A 25,357-nucleotide genomic window follows, 5' to 3' on the forward strand; every position below is an offset into this window, starting at 1 on the left:
TGGATACACATGCAGCATGAAAAGTCTCTTGAATTTATGCAGATCGCGATGAAATACCTGCTGGAAGCAAAGGCGGAGCTTGAGAAATCCGGCATAGATCTGTCTATGGAAATGATTCAGCCGTTTATGGACCTGTTTACATCGGTCATGGCGGAAGCGTATGAGCTTGGCAGATCTGATGCCGGGGAGCTGAATAAATAAAGAGAGCCACTTTTCATGAAGTGGCTTTTCACATGATTTTTTTCTTTATAGCGGACACCATCGGCGCGAAGTCTTTAAATACGGGCTTTAATTGATCCAGAGAGTTCATGATGGACCCCAGCTGATTCATCACGTGGTTGTAATCGATCTCTTCTTCGTTTTCAGCCTGAGGCTGCTCCGGGTTTTCTTCCGGTTCTTTATCCCGGTCTCTGGAATCGCCGAACATCATTTTGGAGAAAATATCCATAGTGAAGCCTCCTTTCGTCTTCCTTTTATTCTATGAGGAGCAGCGTCCGATAGTTTAGACGAATATATTGCCAACAGAAAAAAAATAGGGTAGAATTAGTACCTGATACTAATAATTGATCATAACTAATTAGTTTTAAATTCATTATAAAAAAGGAGTCTTTTCCAATGAAAGCTGGAATTCTTGGCGTCGGCCGTTACATCCCGGAAAAAGTGCTGACAAATCATGATCTTGAACAAATGGTAGATACATCGGACGAGTGGATTCGTACGAGAACAGGTATAGAAGAAAGAAGAATCGCCGCGGAAGATATGTATTCATCCGGCATGGCCGCTGAGGCTGCGCAAAAAGCGCTTGATCAGGCCGGCATTTCCGCTGAGGAGCTTGATATGATCCTCGTGGCGACGGTTACTCCTGACCAGTCTTTCCCTACCGTTTCCTGTATGATACAAGAGAAGCTCGGGGCCAAAAAAGCGTGCGCGATGGATATCAGCGCCGCATGTGCGGGTTTTATGTACGGTATCGTAACCGCCAAACAATTCATTGAATCGCAAACATACAAACATGTCCTCGTGGTCGGCGTGGAAAAGCTCTCAAGCATTACCGACTGGGACGACCGCAATACGGCTGTGCTGTTCGGAGACGGAGCCGGAGCGGCGGTCATCGGACCGGTCAGCGACGACAGAGGCATACTGTCATTTGAGCTCGGAGCAGACGGTACAGGCGGTCAGCACTTGTACTTAGATGAAAAAGGGCATACAATCATGCATGGAAGAGAAGTATTCAAATTCGCCGTCCGGCAAATGGGTGAATCGAGTGTAAATGTCATTGAAAAAGCCGGCCTCTCCAAAGAGGACGTAGACTTTTTGATTCCGCATCAGGCAAACATCCGCATCATGGAAGCGGCACGGGAACGTTTGGAGCTTCCGGTTGAAAAGATGTCTAAAACAGTCCATAAATATGGAAACACATCCGCAGCATCCATTCCGATTTCATTAGTAGAGGAACTGGAAGCAGGCAAAATTAAAGACGGCGACGTCATCGTCATGGTCGGTTTCGGCGGAGGATTGACATGGGGCGCCATAGCAATACGCTGGGGACGATAAAAAAAGGTGAGGTGCACACAAGATGAGTAAAAAAAGAGTAGTCGTTACAGGGCTTGGAGCCCTGTCTCCGCTTGGAAACGACGCCGAAACAAGCTGGAAAAATGCAATCGGCGGCGTATCCGGAATCGGACCGATCACACGTGTGGAATCGGACGAGTATCCGGCGAAAGTAGCTGCTGAACTGAAAGATTTCAATATTGAAAATCACATGGATAAAAAAGAAGCGCGAAAAATGGACCGCTTCACGCAATACGCTGTCGTAGCCGCGAAAATGGCCGTTCAAGATGCCGGTCTGAACATCACAGACGAGATCGCGCCGAGAGTCGGCGTTTGGGTCGGGTCCGGAATCGGCGGTCTTGAAACGCTTGAATCCCAATTCGAAATCTTCCTGACAAAAGGGCCGAGACGGGTCAGCCCTTTCTTTGTTCCGATGATGATTCCTGATATGGCGACAGGCCAAATCTCAATCGCTCTCGGAGCAAAAGGAGTCAACTCCTGTACGGTGACGGCATGTGCGACGGGAACAAACTCTATCGGTGACGCGTTTAAAGTCATTCAGCGCGGCGATGCCGATGCGATGATTACGGGCGGAACGGAAGCGCCGCTGACAAGAATGTCATTTGCGGGCTTCAGCGCAAACAAAGCCCTTTCTACAAATCCTGATCCAAAAACGGCAAGCCGCCCGTTTGATAAAAACCGTGACGGCTTTGTCATGGGAGAAGGCGCGGGGATCGTCGTGCTTGAAGAGCTTGAGCATGCCCTTGCCCGCGGTGCGAAAATCTACGGGGAAATTGTCGGCTACGGCTCAACGGGTGATGCCTACCACATTACCGCGCCTGCCCAAGACGGGGAAGGCGGTGCGAGAGCGATGCAGGAAGCAATCAAAGATGCGGGCATCAAGCCTGAAGAAATTGATTACATCAACGCTCACGGCACAAGCACGTACTACAATGATAAATACGAGACAAAAGCCATTAAGACCGTTTTCGGTGATCATGCGTACAAGCTTGCCGTCAGTTCGACAAAATCAATGACGGGTCATTTGTTAGGCGCTGCCGGAGGAATTGAAGCAATCTTCTCCGTCATGGCCATTAAAGACGGCATTATCCCGCCGACGATTAACATCGAAACACCTGATGAAGAGTGTGATTTAGATTATGTACCGGACAAAGCGCGCGAGCAGGATGTCAACGTCGTTCTCAGCAACTCGCTCGGCTTCGGCGGACATAATGCCACTTTGATCTTTAAAAAATATCAATAATACAGTTTCTGACCGGCTGCCTGAAAAAGGTGGCCGGTTTTTTTGTGCGTGCATATGATAACAACAAGAGGAGGCGAACCGGTATGAGCGTCAAGCAGACATATCAATGGATGGAAAAGGCGGCATCCGTAAATGATCTGGCCCCGCATCTTTTGCCGCTTTTTTCAGGGGCCGATAAGAAAGAGTGGAAGCCGATACTCGGCATGCTGCAAAACCACGGCATGTTCCGCCATTTGAAGGATGGCGTTAGGACCAGTAAACGGCTGAAAGAAAAAGGATGCTACAGCCATATTCAAAAGGAGGAAGCCTATTTAAAGGAGAAGTGGAACGGGCCGGACGTGCCGATCGTAGTTTTGCCCGTCGATGAACGAAACCGGAAAATCCGTCAGGAATTCGGATCAAAATCCGGTCTGGCCTTTCGGGACAAAATGTTCCTCTTTCTATCGTCGGATAGTTCCAATTCAGCTGTATCCGCCCTTATGACACATGAATATAATCACGTCTGCCGGTTAGAACATGTGACAAAGGACGAAAAAGATGAGACATTTCTTGATACAATCATGATGGAGGGGCTGGCAGAATATGCTGTATATGAGCGGTTCGGCTCAAGTCTTACGGCGGAATGGACGTCCTACTATACGCCTGAGCAGCTTGATTTTCTGTTTGAAAAAAGAGTCAAGCCGAACCTCCGCTTAACGAGAGACAGCAGAATGTTTTCCCAGCTGTTATACGGAAAAGGATACTTCCCCTCAATGCTCGGCTATGCCGTCGGATTCAATATAGTAAAAAAATATTTAACCGACCACCAACAAACAGTAAAAGAAGCATTGGCCATTCCTTCAAAAACCTTTCTGGAGGCAACGCTTTAATAGATTAAAAGAATGGAAATTATTTAAGGATATTACATTTATCCTAAAAAATTCTTGCTTTTGTAATAATGATGTAATAATATACAACTATAAAATTTTTCGACTATTCTATATTTTGTGATAGCGAAACGTATGTTTCCCTCTGCTTCAGCGGAATGAGAAAGGGGCGTATCATGAGTACACTATTAGAAGTGAATAATTTAAAGACCTATTTTTTCAGAAAGAAACAGCCGATCCCCGCAGTCGACGGGGTTGATTTTCACATTAATAAAGGCGAAACCGTCGCTCTTGTAGGAGAATCCGGCTCGGGCAAAAGCATCACCTCGCTTTCTATTATGGGACTTGTCCAAGGCTCGGGCGGAAAAATTATGGACGGCTCGATTAAGCTTGAAGGCAGGGACCTGGCCTCCTTCACCGAAAACGAATATTGCAAAATCCGCGGAAATGACGTCTCTATGATCTTTCAGGAGCCCATGACTTCCCTGAATCCGGTGCTGACTATCGGCGAACAAATTACCGAAGTGCTTGAATACCATAAAAAAATGAATAAAAAAGAAGCGTCCAAAAAAGCCGTTGAGCTTCTGGAACTCGTCGGATTCTCCAGAGCGGAACAAGTGATGAAAGAATATCCGCACCGTCTTTCCGGAGGGATGAGACAGAGGGTGATGATCGCCATCGCGCTCAGCTGCAATCCGAAGCTTCTGATCGCTGATGAGCCGACGACGGCGCTTGATGTGACGATACAAGCCCAAGTATTGGAGCTGATGAAAGACCTCTGCAAAAAATTCGATACTTCCATTCTGCTGATCACTCACGATTTAGGTGTGGTTTCCGAAGCCGCCGACAGGGTGATCGTGATGTACTGCGGACAAGTCGTAGAGAGCGCGAGTGTGGAGGACTTATTTTTAAACCCTCTTCATCCGTATACCGAAGGGCTGTTAAACTCCATACCGGTGATAGATGGAGGGATTGATACATTAAAAGCGATCAAAGGCAGTGTCCCGACACCGGATAATCTTCCGGAAGGCTGCCGATTCGCCCCGAGGTGTTCAAAAGCGATGGACAAATGCAAAACAGGGCAGCCGGAGCTGATAACGCATGAAAGCGGCCGTTCTGTAAGATGTTTTTTATATGAGGAAGAGGGTGCCCAATCAAAATGACAGCTGCAGGCCAAGAAACGATTTTAGAGCTGAAAGACGTAAAAAAATATTTCCCGATCCGCTCCGGTTTTTTTCAAAGGAAAGTCGGTGATATAAAGGCTGTTGACGGTGTTTCTTTTTCACTGAAGCGCGGGGAGACGCTCGGCATCGTCGGTGAATCAGGATGCGGCAAATCAACGGCGGGAAGGACGATGATCCGTTTATACAAGCCGACAGACGGCCGGATTCTTTTTAAGGGGCAGGATATTTCCGGCTTATCTGAAGAAAAGCTGAGAAAAAGCGTCCGCAAAAACATCCAGATGGTCTTCCAAGATCCCTTCGCATCCCTTAACCCGAGGAAAACGCTGCGTTCCATTATTAAAGAACCGTTCCAGACTCACCATATGTACAGCATGAGCGAGCGGAACGAGCGAGTGGAGGAGCTGCTGGCGAAAGTCGGCCTTCATCCGAGCTTTGCAAACCGTTATCCGCACGAATTTTCCGGAGGGCAGCGCCAGCGGATCGGGATTGCGCGGGCTCTGACGTTGAATCCCGAGCTGATTATTGCGGATGAACCCGTTTCCGCGCTCGATGTCTCCATTCAGGCCCAGGTCATCAATCTGATGGAAGAACTGCAGGAAGAATTCAACCTGACCTATTTGTTTATTTCTCATGATTTGAGTGTTGTCCGCCATATCAGCGACAGAGTCGGCGTCATGTATCTGGGAAAAATGATGGAGCTGACTGAAAAACACGAGCTGTACGGCAATCCGCTTCACCCTTATACGCAGGCGCTTTTGTCTTCAGTGCCCGTCACGAGAAAAAAAGACGCCGTCAAGCGGGAACGAATCATCCTGAAAGGAGAACTGCCAAGCCCGGCAAACCCGCCGAAAGGCTGCGTGTTCCACACGCGGTGCCCGATGGCCAAACCGATCTGCAAGGAACAAATCCCGGCATTTGAAGAAGCCGCTCCCGGCCATTACGTCGCCTGCCATTTATATGCCTGAAATGACAAGCATCGAGAGGGGGTATGCCGGATTACATAACCAGTTTGCTGCATATATATCACAAAGGGGGAATTGATATGAAATTACGTAAAAGCGCACTGATGATGCTAAGTGTTTTTATGGCGCTCGCCATCTTCCTGTCAGCCTGCTCCGGTTCAAAATCCACAAGCACCGAATCCAAACCGGCAGGAAAACCGCAAAAAGGCGGAGATTTGGTTGTCGGGTCAACCGGGGAACCCACACTTTTTAATCCACTTTATTCTACCGATGTTGCAAGTTCTGATATTGAAGGAATGCTTTACAGCACATTATTGGAAACTGATGAGAAATTAAACGTCAAGCCGTCGCTGGCTGAAAAAGTAACAGAAGCTGACGGGGGATTAACGTATGATGTAAAACTGAAAAAAGGCGTTAAATTCCATGATGGAAAAGAGCTGACCGCCGATGATGTTGTTTTCACCTACAGCATCCCTCTTAACAAAGATTACAACGGTGAGCGTGGCTCGGGTTTTGAGTCCCTTAAATCCGTAACGAAAAAAGGAAAATATGAAATTCAGTTTAAAATGAAGAAAAAAGATGCCTATTTCTATAATGTCGTTCTCGACAGTTACGGCATTTTGCCTAAACATATATTGGGTAAGGTGCCGGTTGCAGATCTGGGAGAGAATGAATTTAACCGTAAAAATCCAATCGGTTCCGGTCCGTTTAAGTTTGTTGAGTGGAAAAAGGGCGAGTATGTCAAACTGGAAGCAAATGATGATTACTTTGGCGGCAGACCTTACCTTGATACAGTGACAGTAAAAACAATTCCTGATTCTAACGCGGCCGTGGCCCAGTTAAAAGCGGGGGACATTGATTTCTTCGTTGTGCCGGGCACAGATTTTGATACGGTTAAAACGTTTGGAAACGTGAAGGTCAAATCTGACCTTGGCTTAAACTACAGCTATATCGGCTGGAATGAGAAAAAAGAGATCTTTAAGGACAAAAAAGTGCGTCAGGCATTGACTTACGCTCTTGACAGGCAGGCAATGGTGGATCAAGTGCTGAACGGAGACGGTAAGGTAGCGGATGTTCCTGAGAGTCCGCTGTCATGGAATTATCCGAAGTCTAAAGTGCCGACATTTGATTATAATCCGAAAAAAGCAAAGCAGCTGCTAAAAGAAGCCGGATGGGAAGACCATGACGGTGACGGCTACCTTGATAAAGACGGGAAAAAATTCTCATTTGAAATTAAAACGAATCAAGGCAATAAAATTCGTGAAGATTTAGCTGTTGTCGTTCAGCAGCAATTAAAAGAAGTGGGAATCGAGGCTAAACCGCGAATTGTTGAATTCAGTGCGTTAATCGAACAGACAAGTGCCCCTAATTGGGATTATGACGCTCTTCTTCTCGGATGGAGTCTTGCAACGTTCCCGGATCAGTTCTCTATCTTCCATTCAAGCCAATCGAAAAACGGGCTGAATAATATCTGGTATAAAAACCCGAAAGTCGACAAGCTGCTTGAAGAAGCGAAGACAATTACAGACAGAAAAGAATACCAAAAGAAATATGAAGAGATATACAAATTGATTGCTGAAGATCAGCCGTACAGCTTCTTATTCTATTACAATTACCACAGAGCGATGCCGAATAATTTACAAGGCTATGTATTCCACCCTAAAAATGACTTGTACAATATTGAAAAATGGTGGCTGGATCAAAAATAGCAAAAGCCCTGGAGAGGGAAGGAGGTTCCTTTCCTCTCTTATCCTATTTAAAAAGGGGACAAGAACATGGTTACATATATTTTACGGCGAACATTAATGTCCTTGCCGATTCTCTTAGGCATTACAATTTTGTCGTTTGCCATCATGAAAGCAGCGCCGGGAGACCCGATGTCACTTATGATGGACCCTACAATCAGTCAAGCGGACAGGGCGAAATTCATTGAAAAATACGGGTTGAATGATCCGGAACCTGTTCAATATGTGAAATGGCTGGGGAATATGCTGCAAGGGGATTTCGGGACTTCTATCGTCAAGAAAGGCACTCCAGTTTCTGAACTTATCTTATCCCGCTTACCGAATACGATTGTGCTTATGCTTTTCTCAACCCTTGTCGCTCTTCTTATTTCTATTCCATTTGGTGTTCTGTCAGCGAAACGTCCTTATTCAAAATTGGATTACGGGATAACTGTTACTTCATTTTTAGGGCTTGCCATACCGAATTTTTGGTTCGGTTTGATTTTAATCATGGTTTTATCTGTAAATCTGGGGTGGTTTCCCACTGGCGGAGTAAGCACTTTAAATGCTGACTTTAACATATTTGACCGATTGCATCACTTGATTCTGCCTGCTTTTGTGCTCGCCACGGCAGACATGGCAGGGATAACGAGATACACAAGATCCAGTATGCTGGATGTGTTAAAACAGGATTATATACGAACGGCGCGTGCGAAAGGATTCCGAGATAATAAAGTGATTTTTAAACACGGTTTGAGAAACGGACTTCTTCCTGTCATCACTATTTTTGGTCTGATGATACCGTCATTTATCGGGGGAGCGGTAGTGGTAGAACAGATTTTCACTTGGCCGGGCCTCGGCAAATTGTTTATTGATTCAGCCTTTTCGCGGGATTATCCGGTTATCATGGCCATGACGGTCATTTCAGCTGTATTGGTTGTAGTGGGGAATTTAATTGCGGACATCTTATATGCGCTGGTTGATCCCCGCATTGAATATTAACAAAGAGAGGTGAGAGGTCAAATGTTACAGCCCAATACCGGCACACCCCCCAACGAAGTAAAATTAAAGGAAAATATTCAATCCAAACCGGAAACAATGACGAAGATTTTTTTCGAAAAGTTCTTTCAAAATAAACTAGCTGTAATCGGAGCCGTTATATTAACCATCATCATCTTGTCAGCCTTATTCGCTTCGGTAATCGCTCCTTACTCTCCGGAGAGTCAATCTCTTGTCAATCGTTTGAAGCCGCCGAGCTTAAAACATCTAATGGGAACTGATAAATTCGGAAGAGACATCTTTACGAGGGTTCTGTACGGGGCGCGCGTCTCCTTGCTTGTCGGATTCGCTTCTGTGATCGGCGCGATTACAATCGGGACAGTTGTCGGAGCCGTTGCCGGATATTTTAAAGGGATTGTCGATGCCGTTCTCATGAGAACCGTTGATATCGTATTATCCATACCTGATATATTTTTGCTTATTACACTTGTTACGATTTTTCAGCCCGGAATGGATAAATTAATTTTAATTTTCTCCCTTACAGGCTGGACAACAACGGCACGCCTTGTCCGGGGGGAATTTTTATCGCTTCGTTCCAGAGAGTTTGTATTAGCTGCAAAGACGATCGGTACAAAAAATCATCACATCATCTTTTCTCATATATTGCCGAATGCGCTCGGACCGATCATTGTCTCAGCGACATTAAAGGTGGGAACGGTTATTTTGGCGGAATCTACATTAAGTTATCTCGGTTTCGGGATTCAGCCGCCGATCGCAAGCTGGGGCAATATGCTTCAGGATGCACAGAACTTTACGATTATGATTCAGGCTTGGTGGTACCCGTTATTTCCGGGACTGTTCATTCTTCTTACCGTATTGTGCTTCAACTTTGTCGGAGACGGGCTGCGTGATGCGCTTGATCCGAAAAATGTGAAATGATCTCCCGGACGGAACGGGAGATTTTTTTTGTTGCAATGCAGTCGGAAATCCAGCTCCGTATTGCGGAAATCTCATATTAAAATGGAATAATTTATCTACCCCTTGCCTATACTGTGGACAACAGTTTTTGTAAAGTGAGGGGTCGAATATGTTATTTCTTCATGATGTATGGGTCAATTGGTTTGAAGGGGAAGAAAACGGCTACAATGTATGCCATTTTCACGAATGGCGGAAGGAAGACACGGTTGAACTTTTGGATCAGACGCCGTTGCTCAGAGTGCCGTCGGTATTATTTCATTACATAGAAAACGACTTATCAGAGCTTCCGAAAGAGCTGCTTGACCAAGTCCACCAAAAGTCATACGTGCGAAAAAATCATGAGCGGACAAAGCTGGAGTATTGTTTTGTCGTGACAGACGGGATCGGCATCATTGCCGTGGATACGATCGGGTATACCATTCCGGTCAGAAAGAGCCGCCTGATTCCGAGACAGGAGCAGCTTGTTTATGAAATGGTAAAGGATGTAGAACCGGAATCGTTTCAATTTGAGCCGGCGCAATTGGAGTCTTCAAAGGAATATCACATTTTGTCATTGGCGCCGGAGCACGTCAGAGGGCTGACGAGAAAAGAGCGGCAGATCAAGCAGCTGATGTTTATGGCGCTCGACCAGCTGAAAGGGTTGAAAAACCGTGCGGAAATTGTGTATTGGTACACGGAATGGAATCCGCATATGTATGAGCAGATCAAACGGATGAGCTTTGAAGAGATCTGGGACATGCTTTACAATGAAACAATTGAAGGCTGGTCAGATAAACATCTTGCGTTCTGTGAAAATTTGATTAAAGGGCAGCCGTTTTTCGAAAAGCTTTGGGAAATGGAGCAGGAATCAAAAGTGAACTAAAAAAGAGGCGGGGATTCTCCCGCCTCTTTTCTTTATCTTCTTTTCCGTCCGAGACCCATGGCGTTTTCCATTTTTTTCACCATTTTGCCGGCCGTTTTGTTTGCGCGCGCCGCTCCTTCGTCGAGAATGCGGTCAAGCTCGTCGCTCTCAATTAATTCACGGTAGCGCTCTTGGATCGGTGTCAATGCGCCGATAACGACTTCGGCTAAATCACTTTTGAATTCACCGTACCCTTTGCCTTCATATTTAGCCTCTAAATCTTCAATTGATGTGTTTCCTAAAATAGAATAGATCGTCAAAAGATTAGAAACGCCCGGTTTGTTTTCTTTATCATACTTTACAATGCCTTCAGAATCAGTCACGGCGCTCTTGATTTTCTTTTCGAGCTGCTTCGGCTCATCAAGCAGCGTGATGTATGCCTTTTGGTTCGGATCTGATTTGCTCATTTTTTTGAGCGGATCAGCCAGTGACATGATGCGCGCGCCTGATTCAGGAATTTTCACCTCAGGAATCGTGAAGATGTCATTATATTTTTTATTGAAGCGTTCCGCCAGGTTGCGGGTCAGTTCAAGGTGCTGTTTTTGGTCTTCTCCGACCGGAACAAGATCCGTTCCGTACAGTAAAATATCGCCGGCCATCAGCGGCGGATAGGTTAACAGTCCGGACACGACGGCTTCTTTGCCCTTTGACTTATCCTTAAATTGCGTCATCCGCTCAAGCTCGCCGATATATGCGATGCATTGGAGCATCCACCCCGCCTGGGCATGAGCGGGAACCTCCGACTGGATAAAGAGGGTCGCTTTCTCAGGATCGAGTCCGACGGCCACGTAAAGGGCCGCGAGATTGCGAATGTTCTTCCGCAGTTCAAGCCGATCCTGCGGAACCGTAATCGCATGCTGATCGACAATGCAGAAGTAGCCGTTGTAGTCATGCTGCAAGTCGACAAATTGCTTCATTGCGCCGATATAGTTGCCGAGGGTAACGGAACCGCTCGGCTGAATGCCTGAAAAAATCGTTTTCTTCATATTTCTTACCTCATTTCTTAAAACATAATAAAAAAAGCCCATTCTTCCCGTAGAAAAAAGGGACGAATGAACCGTGGTGCCACCCTGATTATTCCATTACAATGGAATCGCTCGAGACGTTGGTAACGGAGGCTGCTCCGGCTGGGCCTACTAACGTTCGGTCAGCTGCTCAGAAGTCCATTCCACATCGCCCGTTATCTGCTCCCAGCACCGCAGACTCTCTTCAAACGGATGAAAATGTGTACTACTCTTCATCATCGCAATCACAACAAATGTATTTGATTGATCTATTATAAATCAATTATAGCCAAATGTCATCAGAGGAATACAAGCTTATTTCCAGTTTGCTAAAGGGCTGGAAATCCTCAAAAAGAACTGAAAATGCTTAAATGATAACGTATATCAACATTTCGTATAACGAATATTATATGTAAAAAGCAATATGAACTGGAAATTGCAATAAAAAAATTTAGTTAGGTCATGCTTTAAACTATAGAAGTGTATCACCTTTTTGACAGAAAAACTGACCAAATTTAAATATTTTAAATTGAGAAAATAGTATTGCAATAAATTATTCATTTCATTATAATGAACTTGTTCACTCTATTGTTACAGCTTCTTTACATAAAATAATCAGAAAAGACGGAACACAATTAAAGTTTAGAAAAATATTAAGTTATTTTGTCTGATATTTCTGAGTATTTAGTAGTAAAGGCTGAAAAATTTGATTAGGGGGTTAGTGCATGAAAAAGCGTTGGTCTATTGTAGGTTTGATGCTTATCTTCTCGCTTGTATTAAGTGCGTGCGGCGGATTCAGCGGCGGATCAGGCGGCGGTAAAAAAGACACCAAAGGACAGACTTCACTTAATATCAATATTAAAACCGAGCCGTTCTCACTGCATCCGGGTTTAGCGAATGATTCCGTGTCAGGAGGCGTAATCCGACAGACTTTTGAAGGATTGACACGCGTAAACTCCAAAGGTGAGCCTGAAGAAGGAATGGCATCTAAAATTGAAACAAGCAAAGACGGAAAGACCTATACATTTACGATTCGTGACGGTGCGAAATGGTCTAACGGCGACCCTGTGACGGCGCAGGATTTTGAATATGCGTGGAAATGGGCGCTTGACCCGAACAACGAATCACAATACGCTTATCAGCTCTACTACATCAAAGGCGCTGAAGCTGCCAATACAGGAAAAGGCAAGATTGATGATGTAGGCGTAAAAGCCGTAAATGACAAAACATTAAAGGTTGAACTGAATAACCCGACACCTTATTTCACGCAATTAACTTCATTCTATACGTATATGCCGGTCAACAAGAAAATTGCGGAAAAACATAAAAACTGGAACACAAACGCAGGCGAAAATTACGTGTCAAACGGCCCGTTCAAAATGACGGCCTGGAAACACAGCGGTTCCATCACGCTCGAAAAGAACGATCAATATTGGGATAAAGACGCTGTGAAATTGAAGAAAATCAACATGGTGATGATTAACAATAACAACACCGAACTGAAAAAATTCCAGGCCGGTGAGCTTGACTGGGCAGGGATGCCGCTCGGCCAGCTTCCGACTGAATCTCTGCCGACATTGAAAAAAGACGGATCTCTTCACGTTGAACCGATCGCAGGCGTGTATTGGTACAAATTCAACACAGAAGTGAAACCGCTGAACAATGTGAACATCCGTAAAGCCCTTGCTTATGCGATCGACCGCTCGTCCATCGTGAAAAATGTAACGCAGGGCGAACAAATCCCGGCCATGGCTGCGGTGCCGCCGTCAATGAAGGGATTCGAGGATAACACAAAAGGTTATTTCAAAGACAATGACGTCAAATCAGCTAAAGAATTCTTGGATAAAGGACTGAAGGAATTAGGCGTCAAGAATGCCTCTGACCTCCCGGCGATCAAACTGTCCTTCAATACGGACGATGCGCATGCGAAAATGGCTCAGGCCGTACAGGAAATGTGGAAAAAGAACTTGGGCGTCAAAGTTGAGCTTGATAACTCCGAATGGAATGTGTACATCGACAAGCTGCACAGCCAGGATTACCAAATCGCGCGTATGGGCTGGCTCGCAGATTTCAACGATGCGATCAACTTCCTTGAAATGTTCCGAGATAAAGAAGGCGGAAACAATGATACGGGATGGGAAGATCCTGAGTTTAAAAAGCTGCTGAACCAATCTCAGCTTGAAACGGATCCGGATAAACGTATCGAAGAGCTGAAAAAAGCAGAAAAGATCTTTATTGACGCAATGCCGGTCGCGCCAGTTTATTTCTATACAGATCCTTGGGTACAGGATAAAAACCTCAAAAATGTGATTTTGACAGGAACAGGCGAAGTTTACTTCAGAAACGCTTCTTTTGAATAAAAGACGGTTCTGAGAACAAAAGACCCAAGGTATATGGGGAGGATGTCCCCATATACCTTTCTTACTGATTACGTATAAAATTGTAAAAAACATGGAGGTGTTCACCTTGCTGAAATATATCGGTAAACGATTCATTTACATGATCATCACATTGTTTGTGATTGTGACCGCCACATTCTTCTTAATGCAGGCAGCGCCGGGCGGACCATTTTCCGGCGAAAGAAAGCTGCCGCCTGAAATTGAGGCAAACTTAAACGAACACTATGGCCTGGACAAGCCTCTTTTCGTTCAATATGCCAGCTACTTAAAATCTGTGGCGATGTGGGACTTCGGACCTTCTTTTAAATATAAAGGCCAAAGTGTTAATGATTTAATCAATTCAGGCTTCCCCGTCTCTTTCACTCTCGGTGCAGAAGCTATTCTCCTCGCTTTAGCGTTCGGTGTGCTTTTCGGGGTGCTTGCTGCCCTGTACCATAATAAATGGCAGGATTATACCATTGCGATTTTAACGATCTTTGGGATCTCAGTTCCGAGCTTTATATTGGCGACGATTTTGCAATATATTTTCTCAATTAAATTAGAACTGTTCCCGGTCGCAGGGTGGGAATCCTGGGCATACACCTTTCTGCCCTCTATTGCGCTCGCTTCCATGCCGATGGCGTTCATTGCCAGACTCTCCCGTTCAAGCATGATTGAAGTGTTAAACAGCGATTACATACGGACTGCAAAAGCTAAAGGACTTTCCCGTCCGTCAGTCACCGTGCGCCATGCGTTGCGAAACGCGCTTTTGCCGGTCGTGACATATATGGGGCCGATGGCGGCATCCATTTTAACGGGAAGTTTCATCATTGAATCCATTTTCGGAATTCCCGGTTTAGGCGCGCATTTTGTAAACAGCATTACAAACCGTGATTATACGGTCATTATGGGAGTTACCGTGTTCTTCAGCGTGCTCCTGCTTTTATGCGTATTAATTGTAGACGTGCTGTACGGATTAATCGATCCGAGAATCAAGCTTTCCAAAGCAAAGAAAGGAGCCTAGACCATGCAGAACATTCCTAAAAACATGTTTGAACCAGCTTCAGCTAATGCCGGCGATGCCGAAAAAATAAATAAAAAAAGCCTTTCCCTCTGGAAAGACGCCATGCTCCGCTTCCGCAGCAATAAGCTTGCGATGGTCGGGTTCGTACTGATCGTTCTTATTATTCTGATGGCGATTTTTGCGCCTGTCTTTTCAAGGTATGATTATGCCACTACCAATCTATTAAATGCGGATAAAGCGCCGTCGAAAGATCATTGGTTCGGCACGGATGACCTTGGAAGGGATATATTCGTCCGGACATGGGTGGGCGCGCGGATTTCCATCTTTATCGGTGTCGCAGCTGCCGTGCTTGATTTATTAATCGGCGTAATCTGGGGCAGCATTTCCGGATTCCGCGGCGGACGCACAGATGAAGTGATGATGCGCATCGCCGACATTCTGTGGGCTGTTCCTTCATTATTAATGGTTATTTTGCTGATGGTTGTTCTGCCGAAAGGATTGCTGACCATTATCGTCGCCATGACGATCACGGGCTGGATCAATATGGCGAGAATCGTCCGCGGACAGGTGCTGCAATTAAAGAATCAGGAGTATGTGCTTGCTTCACAGACACTCGGCGCCAAAACCGGCCGGCTATTGTTTAAGCATATCGTCCCGAACGCGATGGGCTCTATCCTCGTAACGATGACACTGACGGTTCCGACGGCGATTTTTACAGAAGCGTTTTTAAGTTATTTGGGCCTCGGCGTACCTGCGCCGCTTGCGAGCTGGGGAACGATGGCCTCAGACGGATTGCCTGCATTAACCTATTACCCTTGGCGTCTGTTCTTCCCTGCCGGCTTTATCTGCCTGGCGATGTTCGGCTTTAACGTTGTCGGCGACGGGTTAAGAGACGCGCTGGATCCTAAGTTACGCAAATAAGGAGTGATATGAGTGACACGTTTGCTAGAAGTAAAAGACTTAGCCATTTCATTTAAAACATACGGCGGAGAGGTACAGGCAATCCGCGGCGTGAATTTCCATTTGAATAAAGGAGAGACGCTTGCGATCGTGGGGGAGTCGGGTTCCGGAAAAAGTGTGACCTCCCAAGCGATTATGAAGCTGATCCCGATGCCGCCGGGCTACTTTAAAAGAGGACAGATTCTTTTTGACGGACGCGATATCGTGCCGATGTCTGAAAAAGAAATGCAGGCCATCAGAGGAAAGGACATCGGAATGATTTTCCAAGACCCGATGACCTCTCTGAACCCGACGATGAGAGTCGGCAAACAAATTACGGAAGTGCTTTTCAAACATGAAAAAATCTCAAGTGAAGCGGCGAAAAAGCGCGCCATAGAGCTGCTTGATCTCGTCGGGATTCCGATGCCCGAAAAACGGATCGGCCAATTCCCCCATGAATTTTCAGGCGGGATGAGACAGCGTGTCGTCATCGCGATGGCGCTTGCGGCAAATCCGAAACTGTTAATTGCCGATGAACCGACAACAGCGCTTGATGTGACGATTCAGGCACAGATCCTTGAGCTGATGAAAGATCTGCAAAAGAAAATTGATACGTCTATCATTTTTATCACGCATGATCTTGGCGTTGTCGCCAATGTCGCCGACCGGGTCGCCGTCATGTACGCAGGTCAGGTCGTCGAATCGGGCACGGTGGATGAAATCTTTTATGATCCGCGCCATCCGTATACGTGGGGGCTGCTTGCCTCAATGCCCAGCCTGGACAGCACCGATCAGGAAAAACTGACGGCCATCCCGGGCACGCCGCCTGATCTGACGAATCCTCCGAAAGGGGATGCATTTGCGCTCCGCAGCTCATATGCGATGAAAATTGACTTTGAACAGGAACCGCCGATGTATAAAGTGTCTGATACGCATTTTGTGAAATCGTGGCTTCTGCATCCTGATGCGCCTAAGGTCGAGCCCCCTGAAGCGGTGAAGGCTAAAATCCGTCAGCTTCCGAATACGTATCAGCATCCTGTTTTAATGAAGGAAGGTGAAAAAAATGACTGAGAAACTTCTCGAAATCAAACATTTAAAACAGCATTTTTTCACGCAGAAAGGAACGGTAAAAGCCGTAGATGATTTGTCATTTGATATTTATAAAGGCGAAACGCTCGGCCTTGTCGGAGAATCGGGCTGCGGTAAATCAACGACGGGCCGCAGCATTATCCGGCTGTATGAGGCAACCGGCGGGGAAGTTCTCTTTAACGGGGAAAATGTCCACGGGAAAAAATCCCGCAAGAAGCTGCTGGAGTTTAACCGGAAAATGCAGATGATTTTCCAGGATCCGTACGCATCTTTAAATCCGAGAATGACAGTCGCCGACATTATTGCCGAGGGAATAGATATTCACCGCCTGGCAAAAACGAAAAAAGAGCGGATGCAGCGGGTTCACGAACTGCTGGAAACGGTCGGTTTAAATAAAGAGCACGCCAACCGCTACCCGCATGAATTTTCGGGCGGACAGCGCCAGCGTATCGGAATCGCCAGAGCGCTGGCGGTTGATCCGGAGTTTATTATCGCGGACGAACCGATTTCGGCGCTTGATGTCTCCATTCAGGCGCAAGTCGTCAATTTAATGAAAGAATTGCAGAAAGAAAAAGGGCTCACTTACCTGTTTATCGCTCATGATTTATCAATGGTCAAATACATCAGCGACCGCATCGGCGTCATGTATTTCGGAAAATTGGTGGAGCTTGCGCCGGCGGATGAGCTTTACGAAAACCCGCTTCATCCATATACGAAATCATTGCTGTCCGCTATCCCGCTCCCTGATCCGGACTATGAAAGAAATCGCATGCGAAAGAAATACGATCCGGCAGTTCATCAGCTCCAAGAAGGAGAAAAAATGGAATTCAGAGAAGTGAAACCGGGACATTTTGTCATGTGCACAGAAGCTGAATTTAAAACCTATCTATAAAAGTATCATCCTCCAAGACTCAGTCTTGGAGGATTTTTTTGCGCACATTCAAGTTTATTAAGCCTGCTCCCGTTTTTCTATAATGGAAAAAAAGGGGGAGATCAGTATGAAAACCATTTTGTGCGCCATTTGTGCGGGACTGTTTATCAGTGCAGCCGCTTATCCGGCCCACGCCGCTGTGAAAGAGGAGCAGCCGCTTGTAAAAATAGCGCTGGCTGAAAAAGAACTGCCGAAATCAAATGCACGGTTCGCTTATCCGTCAGGGCTGCAGTTTACACATCCTGATAAGGTGCGGGGCATTTACGTCACAGGGCATTCGGCGGGAGGAAGCAAATTCGGGGAGCTGACAGACTTTGTGGACAAAACGGAGCTCAATACAATGGTGATTGATGTCAAGGACGACAACGGAAACCTCACCTTTAAGCCGGACGGCCATTCTGAGTATGCCAAAATCGCCAAGCCGTACATCAAAGATCCAAAAAAGATGATGAAAAAGCTGGAGGAAAAAAAGATCTATCCAATCGCGCGTATTGTCGTATTTAAAGACAGCGAACTCGCGAACGAAAAGCCGGAGTGGTCTTTTAAAGAAAAAAACGGAAGTGTCTGGAAAAACGGCCGCGGCGAATCGTTCGTCAATCCGTTTATGAAAGAAGTATGGGATTACAATGTAAAGGTTGCAAAACAAGCCGTAAAGATGGGGTTTCAAGAAATTCAGTTTGATTATGTCCGTTTTCCTGAAGGATTTGAAAAACGTGATGACGAACTGACATACGGACACGGCGATTACGGGAAAACAGCAGACAGCAATGTGCAAAAACGCGTTCACGCCGTCACCGATTTTGTCGGTTATGCGAAGAAAAAACTCAAGCCGTACGGCGCGGATGTGTCGGTTGATATTTTCGGCTATTCTGCCACGCTACCGGAAGCGCCGGGGATCGGCCAGAATTTCAGCAAGATTTCAGAACAGGTCGATGTCATTTCATCCATGATTTATCCGAGCCATTGGACAAGCTATTTCGGCATTGATAAACCGGATCTTGAGCCTTACAATGTCGTCAAAGAATACGCGAAGGTGGAAAATAAAAAACTGTCTAAGCTGAAACACCCGCCTGTATCGCGTCCGTGGCTTCAGGACTTCACGGCATCATATCTCGGCAGCGGAAATTATCAAAAGTACGGAAAACGCCAGGTGGAAGACCAGGTTAAAGCGCTGCATGAGGAAGGAATTGACGAATTTTTATTGTGGGACGCGGCAAACCGTTATACCAAAAACGTCGATTACACACCATTTTAAAAAAATTGAAACCATGTTAAAGGATCACACGTCTTAATAGATGTAAGATTGTTTAAACAATCGGAAATGGGGTATATCTAAAAGTGTGAAGACAACGAACCCATAAGGAGCAAATGAATGAACTGGTACGAAAAGCTGAGTGAATATTTTCCGATTGAAGAAATGAAATCAAAAGCGCATATGGAAGCTCTGTTAAAGGAGCAAAGCGATGTTTATCATAAAGAAGAGGGGCAGTACCACGTGCTGATGTATGCGGAATTTGACTCTTTCATCTTTATTGATTACCTGTTTGTGTCAAAGAAATCCAGAGGACAAGGCCTCGGAAGCAAGCTGATCGGCAGGCTGAAAAAGAAAAACAAGCCGATTCTGCTTGAGGTGGAGCCTGTAGATGAGGATGACACGGATACACAGAAACGCTTGCGTTTTTATCAAAGAGAGCATTTCAAGCACGCGCAGTCAATCGGGTATCGGCGCCGGTCATTGGCTACGAATGAAGTGAACAAAATGGAGATTCTGTACTGGTCACCTAAGACGGAATCAGAAGAAGAAATGTTTGAAGCGATGAAACAGACATATGAAAACATTCACACTTATAAAGATGAAAAATGGTACGGAGAATCATACGAAAAAACGGATGAAGTTCTCAAAGTCATTGATGAGAAAAAACGAAAAAACATTTTCGATCAGCTGAGCTAATTGAGAATGGGGAAAAATCCGCCAGCCGTAAATTTGCCGGATTGACACATTTTTTTCTCAGGAGACTGTTCACACTTACTTTTTTATAGTATAATACCTATAAAGATTCCTTTTTTAAAGTCATTTCAATTTGAGAATACAAACATGTTCATCCTACTAATTAGAGGAGTGAAGATTAATGGTTACATTATACACATCACCTAGCTGTACGTCATGCAGAAAAGCAAGAGCTTGGCTTGAAGAGCACGAGATTCCGTTTGTAGAGAGAAACATTTTCTCCGAGCCGTTATCAATTGATGAGATCAAGCAGATTCTGCGTATGACTGAAGACGGTACGGATGAAATTATCTCTACCCGTTCTAAAGTATTCCAGAAACTGAACGTAAATGTTGAATCTATGCCGCTTCAAGACTTATATACTTTGATCAATGAGCATCCGGGACTGCTCCGCCGTCCGATCATCATTGATGAAAAACGTCTGCAAGTCGGCTATAACGAAGATGAAATCAGACGATTCCTGCCAAGAAAAGTGCGTTCTTTCCAATTAAGAGAAGCACAGCGTCTTGCCAACTGATATAAGCTTACGATAAGCATGGAAAAAGCCCAAAACCATTGCGGTTTGGGCTTTTTGTTATTTTTCAGTCTGCTGGTAAATCATACTGGCGAGGATAACAAAAACGACGGTCAAAATCGGCAGCATCATTTGTATAATGCCGTGTTCTGCCATGAAAAATGACAGCTTGCTGTCTCCGGCAATCATTTCACCGCCGGTAAATGCGAGAAGACCGCTCCCGGCGTACATCAATAAAGGCATTTTGTCCATGGCGGCATGAACGAGCTTGCTGCCCCAAATGATAATCGGCACCGAGATGAAGAGGCCGATCACTACAAGTGTCAGCTCACCGTGAGAAGCGCCGGCTACTGCGATGACATTGTCAAGCGACATAAAGATATCAGCCAGAACGATTGTGCGGATGGCTTTCCAAAGAGAAGAACTGCTTTTCACATGCTGCGCATCTTTCTTCTCAATCAGAAGCTGATAGCCGAGATACAATAAAAATACCCCGCCTGCGCATTGTAAAAAAGGAACATTCAATAAATAGACCGCAGCGCTCGTCAGAACGATTCTCAAGACGACTGCGATAAACGTTCCGAAGATGATCGCTTGCTGTCTTTGTTTATGAGCCAGATTCCGGCTGGCCATCGCGATGACGACGGCATTGTCACCGCCGAGAATAAGGTCAATCCCGATAATAAGCAGAAGGGACAGCAGGTAATCGTGCGGCATGGTAACACCTCGCTTATAGATCGATTGCTTGTACAGCTAATATATGAAGCAGTGCGCTATTTATGATGGGAACCGGGAGAAAGCCTGTTTTTCGGTGTGAAAATGCTTTTTTATTTCTTTTATAACTGTTTTATCATAAAATAGAAATATAAAGAATTTGCGCTGTCCTCTATAAGGTTAAGATGTGGACGGAATGGGTAAAGTGTAGTAAAGTACTATTCATCGGGAGCTTAGATGTCCCTTCAACATCTTATAAAGAAGGGAAGGTTGGCAAAATGGAAATAGAAAGAATTAATGAGCATACTGTAAAATTTTATATGTCTTATGGTGATATTGAAGATCGCGGTTTTGACAGAGAAGAAATCTGGTACAATCGCGAGCGCAGTGAAGAACTGTTCTGGGAAGTCATGGATGAAGTGCATGATGAAGAAGAATTCGCTGTCGAGGGTCCTCTTTGGATTCAGGTTCAGGCATTGGACAAAGGACTGGAAATAATCGTAACAAAAGCCCAGCTTTCCAAGGACGGACAAAAACTCGAACTGCCGATCCCGGAAGATAAAAAACAAGAGCCGGCAGATGAAAATCTCGATGCTTTACTTGATGATTTCCAGAAAGAAGAGCAGGCCGAGAGCCGGGAAGATAAGGAGCAAAAGCTTCAATTCACTTTGCGGTTCGATGATTTTGAGGATCTCATCTCGCTATCAAAATTGAATCTTAACGGAATCAAAACGACCCTGTATTCGTTTGAAGACCGATATTATTTATATGCAGATTTTTATGAGCAAACTGATGAAGAGGTTGAAAATCAGCTAAGCATCCTGTTGGAGTACGCGCACGAATCATCAGTCAGCATTCACCGTCTTGAAGAATACGGCAAATTGGTGATCGCTGATCATGCGTTATATACAATAAAAAAACACTTTGCATCATAACAAACCGATTTCTCTCAGCAGAAATCGGTTTTTTTTGTTCTGAATGACAGGATGAACGGCTGAAAACCGTATAACGGCTCTCATCCGCAAACAGGATTATATCTTCTTCCTGCTGAATACAACAAGATTCAGGAAAGGAGAAGATGCAACATGTTCAGTGCTGTGACTGCCGACGGAAGGCTCATTCAGCTGGCCGGAAGCTATTCAAAGGAAAAAGCGGCGGAGCTGAGAAAGAAACGCTGGTTCTGCCCTGTTTGCGAAAGTGAGCTTGATATCAAACTGGGCCGGGAGAAACTGCCGCACTTCGCTCATAAAAAAAGCAGGCTGTGTCCGGGGGAATCCGAACCCGAAAGCGAATACCATCTGGAAGGAAAAAGGCAGCTTTTTCTCTGGCTAAAGACACAAGGGTGCAGTGTCAGCCTGGAACCGTATCTGACTTCCGCTGGACAGCGGCCTGACTTGACGGCAGTAAGCGGAGAAGAGAGGCTGGCTTTTGAATTTCAATGTGCGAACCTTTCGGCGGACTCTTTAAAGAGCCGGACGGCAGGCCTGAAAAATGCCGGGTACCGGCCGGTCTGGATCATCGGGGCAAAACGGTTAAAACGGATGGCCGCGCAATTTTTCCGGCTTTCTGCTTTTCACTGGCAGTTCTTTGAAGTCAATTCATTTTCCTCCTTACTGTTTTACTGCCCCGACGCCCGCTCCTTTTACAGGCTGCATTCCATCACTCCGTTTTACACCGGCTATTCTTATGCCGGCTTAACCGCAATCCCTCTTCACAAAGCAAACCTGAAAGACATTTGTCATCCGGAAGGGCGGCACAGCGTCAGACTTCCCTCGTGGGGACGTGCCGTAGCCGGCTTCCGCAACAAAAGCGAGCGGTTTTTATCTGAAGATGCCGGTCTTATCCGGCGTCTTTTTTACGAAAGACATCAGGTTGCATTTCCATTTCTCCCATCTGAAGTGTTTATTCCCGTTTCAGCGGGCTTTGTTTTTGCAAGTCCCGTTTTTGTGTGGCAGGGCCATTTATACTTACGGATTGCGGAACTTTCTAAAAAAGGCGCGCCGATCCGATTATCCGGCATGGTTCATGATTTACGGCAAAAAATCAGGCGTAAGGAGATCCGGATGAGGTATGGTTCACAAGACAGCCTTATCGGAATGGCGGTAAAACAATATGCTGATTTCTTATGCTTGCAGGATTTTTTAAGGGAAATTGAGAATGAAGTATATATGCCCTCATCTCAACGGAAGCTCCCTCAAACGGCAGAAGAGCTGCGCCGGCGGGATCTGCTCTTTTTTGGGGAATGAGAATGCTTCATTTCGTTCACCCTAACGTCAAGGTGGTGGCGAATGTGAGGGGCGTACAAGCATTTTGTTTTCGTTTTTTCACTGTATTATTGGTATGCTCGGTCTTATATGCCGCATATGATTTGACAAAAGGCAGTGAAAAGCCGGAAGATAATCACAACACAAGTTTTTGGAGAAACAATCGTTTTTTCAATTGGCTTGAAGTAAAGAAAACGAGGGGGATCACCATGACTAAGGAAAATAAAGCAGCACAGCTGCCTGACAGAAGTGAAGTAAAGGCAGAGCATACATGGAGACTAGAGGATATTTTTCCTAGTGATGAGGCCTGGAATAAAGAATTTCAAGCAGTTAAAGAATTAATCCCGAATTTATCTTCTTTTAAAGGTACACTTGCTCAGTCGGCTGATAATTTATACGCGGCGCTTACGGCACAGGATGAAGTGACGAACCGCCTTGGGAAACTTTATGCATACGCGCATATGCGCTCAGACCAGGATACGGGAAATTCTTTCTACCAAGGGCTGAACGACAAAGCCGCAAGCCTGTATTCTCAGGCTGCAAGCGCGACTGCTTACATTGAACCGGAAATTCTGGCGATTCAGGAGGACAAGCTGCACCAGTTTATTCTCGAAAAAGAAGAGCTTAAGCTTTACTCCCATGCAATTGAAGAAATTACAAAACAGCGTCCGCACGTGCTGAGCGAACAAGAAGAGGCCCTGCTTGCGGAAGCCTCAGAAGCGCTGTCGTCGCCTTCCAATACATTCAGCGTTTTAAATAACGCCGATATTACATTTCCGTCGATTAAAGATGAAAACGGCAAGGAAACTCAAATCACACACGGCAACTTTATTAATTTTCTGGAAAGCAGCAATCGTGAAGTCCGCAAAAACGCATTTGAAGCTGTATATAAAACATACGGACAGTATAAAAACACGATGGCGACTACACTCAGCGGCACTGTGAAAAAAGATAATTTTTACGCCCGTGTGAAAAAATATAAATCAGCACGGGAAGCGGCTTTATCCAATAACAGCATCCCTGAAGAAGTTTACGATAACCTGATTAAAACGATCAATAAACATCTTCCGTTATTACACCGTTACATTGACCTGCGGAAAAAGGTGCTCGGCCTTGATGAAGTCCATATTTATGACCTGTACACACCGCTCGTAAAAGATTCGGGAATGAAGGTCACATATGAGGAAGCGAAAGATTATATGCTCAAAGGACTTGCTCCGCTGGGCGAGGAATACGCGTCTATTTTAAAAGAAGGACTTGAAAACCGCTGGGTCGATGTATACGAAAACAAAGGAAAACGCAGCGGTGCTTATTCGTCCGGTACATACGGCACGAATCCGTACATCTTGATGAACTGGCATGATAATGTCAATAATCTGTTTACGCTCGTTCACGAGTTCGGCCATTCCGTGCACAGCTACTATACGAGAAAATATCAGCCGTATCCATACGGTAACTACAGCATTTTTGTCGCTGAAGTCGCTTCAACGACTAATGAAGCGCTGCTCGGTGAATATATGCTGAACAGCTTAAAGGATGAAAAACAGCGTCTGTACCTGCTCAACCACATGCTTGAAGGGTTCAGAGGCACAGTGTTCAGACAGACGATGTTCGCTGAATTTGAGCATCTGATTCATACGAAAGCGCAGGAAGGCGAGCCGCTAACGCCTGAACTGCTGAACGAACTTTATTATGATTTGAATAAAAAGTATTTCGGTGACAACATGGTGATTGATAAAGAAATCAGTCTGGAATGGTCAAGAATTCCGCATTTCTATTACAATTATTATGTGTATCAATATGCAACAGGCTACAGTGCGGCCCAAGCGCTGAGCAGCCAGATCTTAAAAGAAGGCAAGCCTGCGGTGGAGCGCTATACCGAATTCTTAAAAGCGGGAAGCTCGGAATATCCGATCGACATACTGAAAAAAGCGGGAGTCGATATGACATCGCCTGAACCGATCGAGGCGGCCTGCAAAATGTTTGAAGAGAAGCTGAACGAAATGGAAGAGCTTCTTTCGAAAGTGAACCCTTCGTAATTCAAAAAAGCCTGTGCATAAGTT

General features: G+C 45.4%; 24 protein-coding genes and 1 other annotated feature. Of the genes, 21 read left to right on the forward strand and 3 right to left on the reverse strand.

From position 1 onward, the window contains the following. Positions 1-9: 9 nt before the first annotated feature. Positions 10-201 carry a ComZ family protein gene (locus tag NYE38_RS05680; protein WP_017417446.1) on the forward strand — a complete coding sequence of 64 codons (192 nt, stop codon included), beginning with the start codon at positions 10-12 and terminating at the stop codon, positions 199-201. A gap of 28 nt (positions 202-229) precedes the next feature. Here the strand turns inward: NYE38_RS05680 and NYE38_RS05685 are convergent, their stop codons facing one another. Beyond that, entirely contained in the window at positions 230-448 is a 219-nt protein-coding gene (locus NYE38_RS05685; RefSeq protein ID WP_007409123.1) for a hypothetical protein, read from the reverse strand. Between the two features lie 167 nt (positions 449-615). On the opposite strand from NYE38_RS05685, the gene NYE38_RS05690 reads away from it, so the two are divergent. From NYE38_RS05690 to NYE38_RS05730, 9 genes are all read left to right on the forward strand, one after another. Next, complete coding sequence (locus NYE38_RS05690) at positions 616-1,554, forward strand: beta-ketoacyl-ACP synthase III (protein WP_007409122.1); 939 nt, start codon at positions 616-618, stop codon at positions 1,552-1,554. Between the two features lie 22 nt (positions 1,555-1,576). Further along, positions 1,577-2,815 carry a beta-ketoacyl-ACP synthase II gene (gene fabF, locus NYE38_RS05695; protein WP_012117277.1) on the forward strand — a complete coding sequence of 413 codons (1,239 nt, stop codon included), beginning with the start codon at positions 1,577-1,579 and terminating at the stop codon, positions 2,813-2,815. An 83-nt stretch (positions 2,816-2,898) separates the two neighbouring features. Then, positions 2,899-3,684 (forward strand): DUF2268 domain-containing protein, encoded by a 786-nt coding sequence (locus NYE38_RS05700; protein ID WP_017417447.1) that lies wholly within the window; start codon positions 2,899-2,901, stop codon positions 3,682-3,684. Between the two features lie 173 nt (positions 3,685-3,857). Further along, positions 3,858-4,844 (forward strand): ABC transporter ATP-binding protein, encoded by a 987-nt coding sequence (locus tag NYE38_RS05705; protein WP_017417448.1) that lies wholly within the window; start codon positions 3,858-3,860, stop codon positions 4,842-4,844. Next, a complete protein-coding gene (locus NYE38_RS05710; RefSeq protein ID WP_014417412.1) occupies positions 4,841-5,830 on the forward strand; it encodes a dipeptide ABC transporter ATP-binding protein in 990 nt (329 codons plus the stop codon). The genes NYE38_RS05705 and NYE38_RS05710 overlap by 4 nt, the downstream gene beginning before the upstream one ends. 77 nt (positions 5,831-5,907) lie before the next feature. Further along, the gene (locus NYE38_RS05715) at positions 5,908-7,536 is read left to right on the forward strand and encodes a peptide-binding protein (protein WP_015417208.1); all 1,629 of its coding nucleotides are present in this window, start codon (positions 5,908-5,910) and stop codon (positions 7,534-7,536) included. 66 nt (positions 7,537-7,602) lie between these two features. Next, positions 7,603-8,553 (forward strand): ABC transporter permease, encoded by a 951-nt coding sequence (locus NYE38_RS05720; RefSeq protein ID WP_003155051.1) that lies wholly within the window; start codon positions 7,603-7,605, stop codon positions 8,551-8,553. Positions 8,554-8,574: 21 nt separating this feature from the next. Beyond that, complete coding sequence (opp4C, locus tag NYE38_RS05725; protein WP_017417449.1) at positions 8,575-9,489, forward strand: oligopeptide ABC transporter permease; 915 nt, start codon at positions 8,575-8,577, stop codon at positions 9,487-9,489. 148 nt (positions 9,490-9,637) lie between these two features. Beyond that, a complete protein-coding gene (locus tag NYE38_RS05730) occupies positions 9,638-10,390 on the forward strand; it encodes a YjbA family protein (RefSeq protein WP_007409116.1) in 753 nt (250 codons plus the stop codon). A gap of 32 nt (positions 10,391-10,422) precedes the next feature. Here the strand turns inward: NYE38_RS05730 and trpS are convergent, their stop codons facing one another. Beyond that, positions 10,423-11,415 (reverse strand): tryptophan--tRNA ligase, encoded by a 993-nt coding sequence (gene trpS, locus NYE38_RS05735; protein WP_129093694.1) that lies wholly within the window; start codon positions 11,413-11,415, stop codon positions 10,423-10,425. Positions 11,416-11,470: 55 nt separating this feature from the next. After that, positions 11,471-11,682: a binding site (T-box leader), on the reverse strand. 476 nt (positions 11,683-12,158) lie between these two features. On the opposite strand from trpS, the gene NYE38_RS05740 reads away from it, so the two are divergent. From NYE38_RS05740 to spx, 8 genes are all read left to right on the forward strand, one after another. Then, entirely contained in the window at positions 12,159-13,793 is a 1,635-nt protein-coding gene (locus tag NYE38_RS05740) for a peptide ABC transporter substrate-binding protein (protein WP_326116790.1), read from the forward strand. A gap of 106 nt (positions 13,794-13,899) precedes the next feature. Then, entirely contained in the window at positions 13,900-14,835 is a 936-nt protein-coding gene (locus NYE38_RS05745; protein WP_014417417.1) for an ABC transporter permease, read from the forward strand. A gap of 3 nt (positions 14,836-14,838) precedes the next feature. After that, positions 14,839-15,756 (forward strand): oligopeptide ABC transporter permease OppC, encoded by a 918-nt coding sequence (oppC, locus tag NYE38_RS05750; protein WP_007409113.1) that lies wholly within the window; start codon positions 14,839-14,841, stop codon positions 15,754-15,756. Positions 15,757-15,768: 12 nt separating this feature from the next. Continuing rightward, positions 15,769-16,845 (forward strand): ABC transporter ATP-binding protein, encoded by a 1,077-nt coding sequence (locus NYE38_RS05755; RefSeq protein ID WP_003155039.1) that lies wholly within the window; start codon positions 15,769-15,771, stop codon positions 16,843-16,845. Further along, entirely contained in the window at positions 16,838-17,755 is a 918-nt protein-coding gene (gene oppF, locus NYE38_RS05760; protein ID WP_017417453.1) for an oligopeptide ABC transporter ATP-binding protein OppF, read from the forward strand. Before NYE38_RS05755 ends, oppF begins: the two co-directional genes overlap by 8 nt. A 106-nt stretch (positions 17,756-17,861) precedes the next feature. Continuing rightward, positions 17,862-19,049, forward strand: coding sequence for a putative glycoside hydrolase (locus tag NYE38_RS05765; RefSeq protein WP_128974056.1), 1,188 nt, complete (start codon positions 17,862-17,864; stop codon positions 19,047-19,049). A 117-nt stretch (positions 19,050-19,166) separates the two neighbouring features. After that, positions 19,167-19,745, forward strand: coding sequence for a GNAT family N-acetyltransferase (locus NYE38_RS05770; protein WP_007409110.1), 579 nt, complete (start codon positions 19,167-19,169; stop codon positions 19,743-19,745). Between the two features lie 178 nt (positions 19,746-19,923). Continuing rightward, positions 19,924-20,319: a transcriptional regulator Spx gene (gene spx, locus NYE38_RS05775; RefSeq protein WP_003155034.1), complete on the forward strand. Its 396-nt coding sequence runs from the start codon at positions 19,924-19,926 to the stop codon at positions 20,317-20,319. Positions 20,320-20,376: 57 nt separating this feature from the next. On the opposite strand, the gene NYE38_RS05780 is transcribed toward spx, so the two are convergent. Next, entirely contained in the window at positions 20,377-21,033 is a 657-nt protein-coding gene (locus NYE38_RS05780; RefSeq protein ID WP_014417421.1) for a TerC family protein, read from the reverse strand. Positions 21,034-21,308: 275 nt separating this feature from the next. On the opposite strand from NYE38_RS05780, the gene mecA reads away from it, so the two are divergent. From mecA to pepF, 3 genes are all read left to right on the forward strand, one after another. After that, positions 21,309-21,965, forward strand: a complete 657-nt coding sequence (gene mecA, locus NYE38_RS05785) for an adaptor protein MecA (RefSeq protein WP_003155032.1) — start codon at positions 21,309-21,311, stop codon at positions 21,963-21,965. 150 nt (positions 21,966-22,115) lie between these two features. Beyond that, positions 22,116-23,276, forward strand: coding sequence for a competence protein CoiA family protein (locus tag NYE38_RS05790; protein ID WP_285001911.1), 1,161 nt, complete (start codon positions 22,116-22,118; stop codon positions 23,274-23,276). 227 nt (positions 23,277-23,503) lie between these two features. Next, positions 23,504-25,333 (forward strand): oligoendopeptidase F, encoded by a 1,830-nt coding sequence (gene pepF, locus NYE38_RS05795; RefSeq protein WP_340803047.1) that lies wholly within the window; start codon positions 23,504-23,506, stop codon positions 25,331-25,333. The last annotated feature ends 24 nt before the right edge of the window (positions 25,334-25,357 follow it).

Origin of the sequence: Bacillus sp. EU63 (assembly GCF_038592915.1) — a bacterium.
Lineage (GTDB): Bacteria > Bacillota > Bacilli > Bacillales > Bacillaceae > Bacillus > Bacillus velezensis.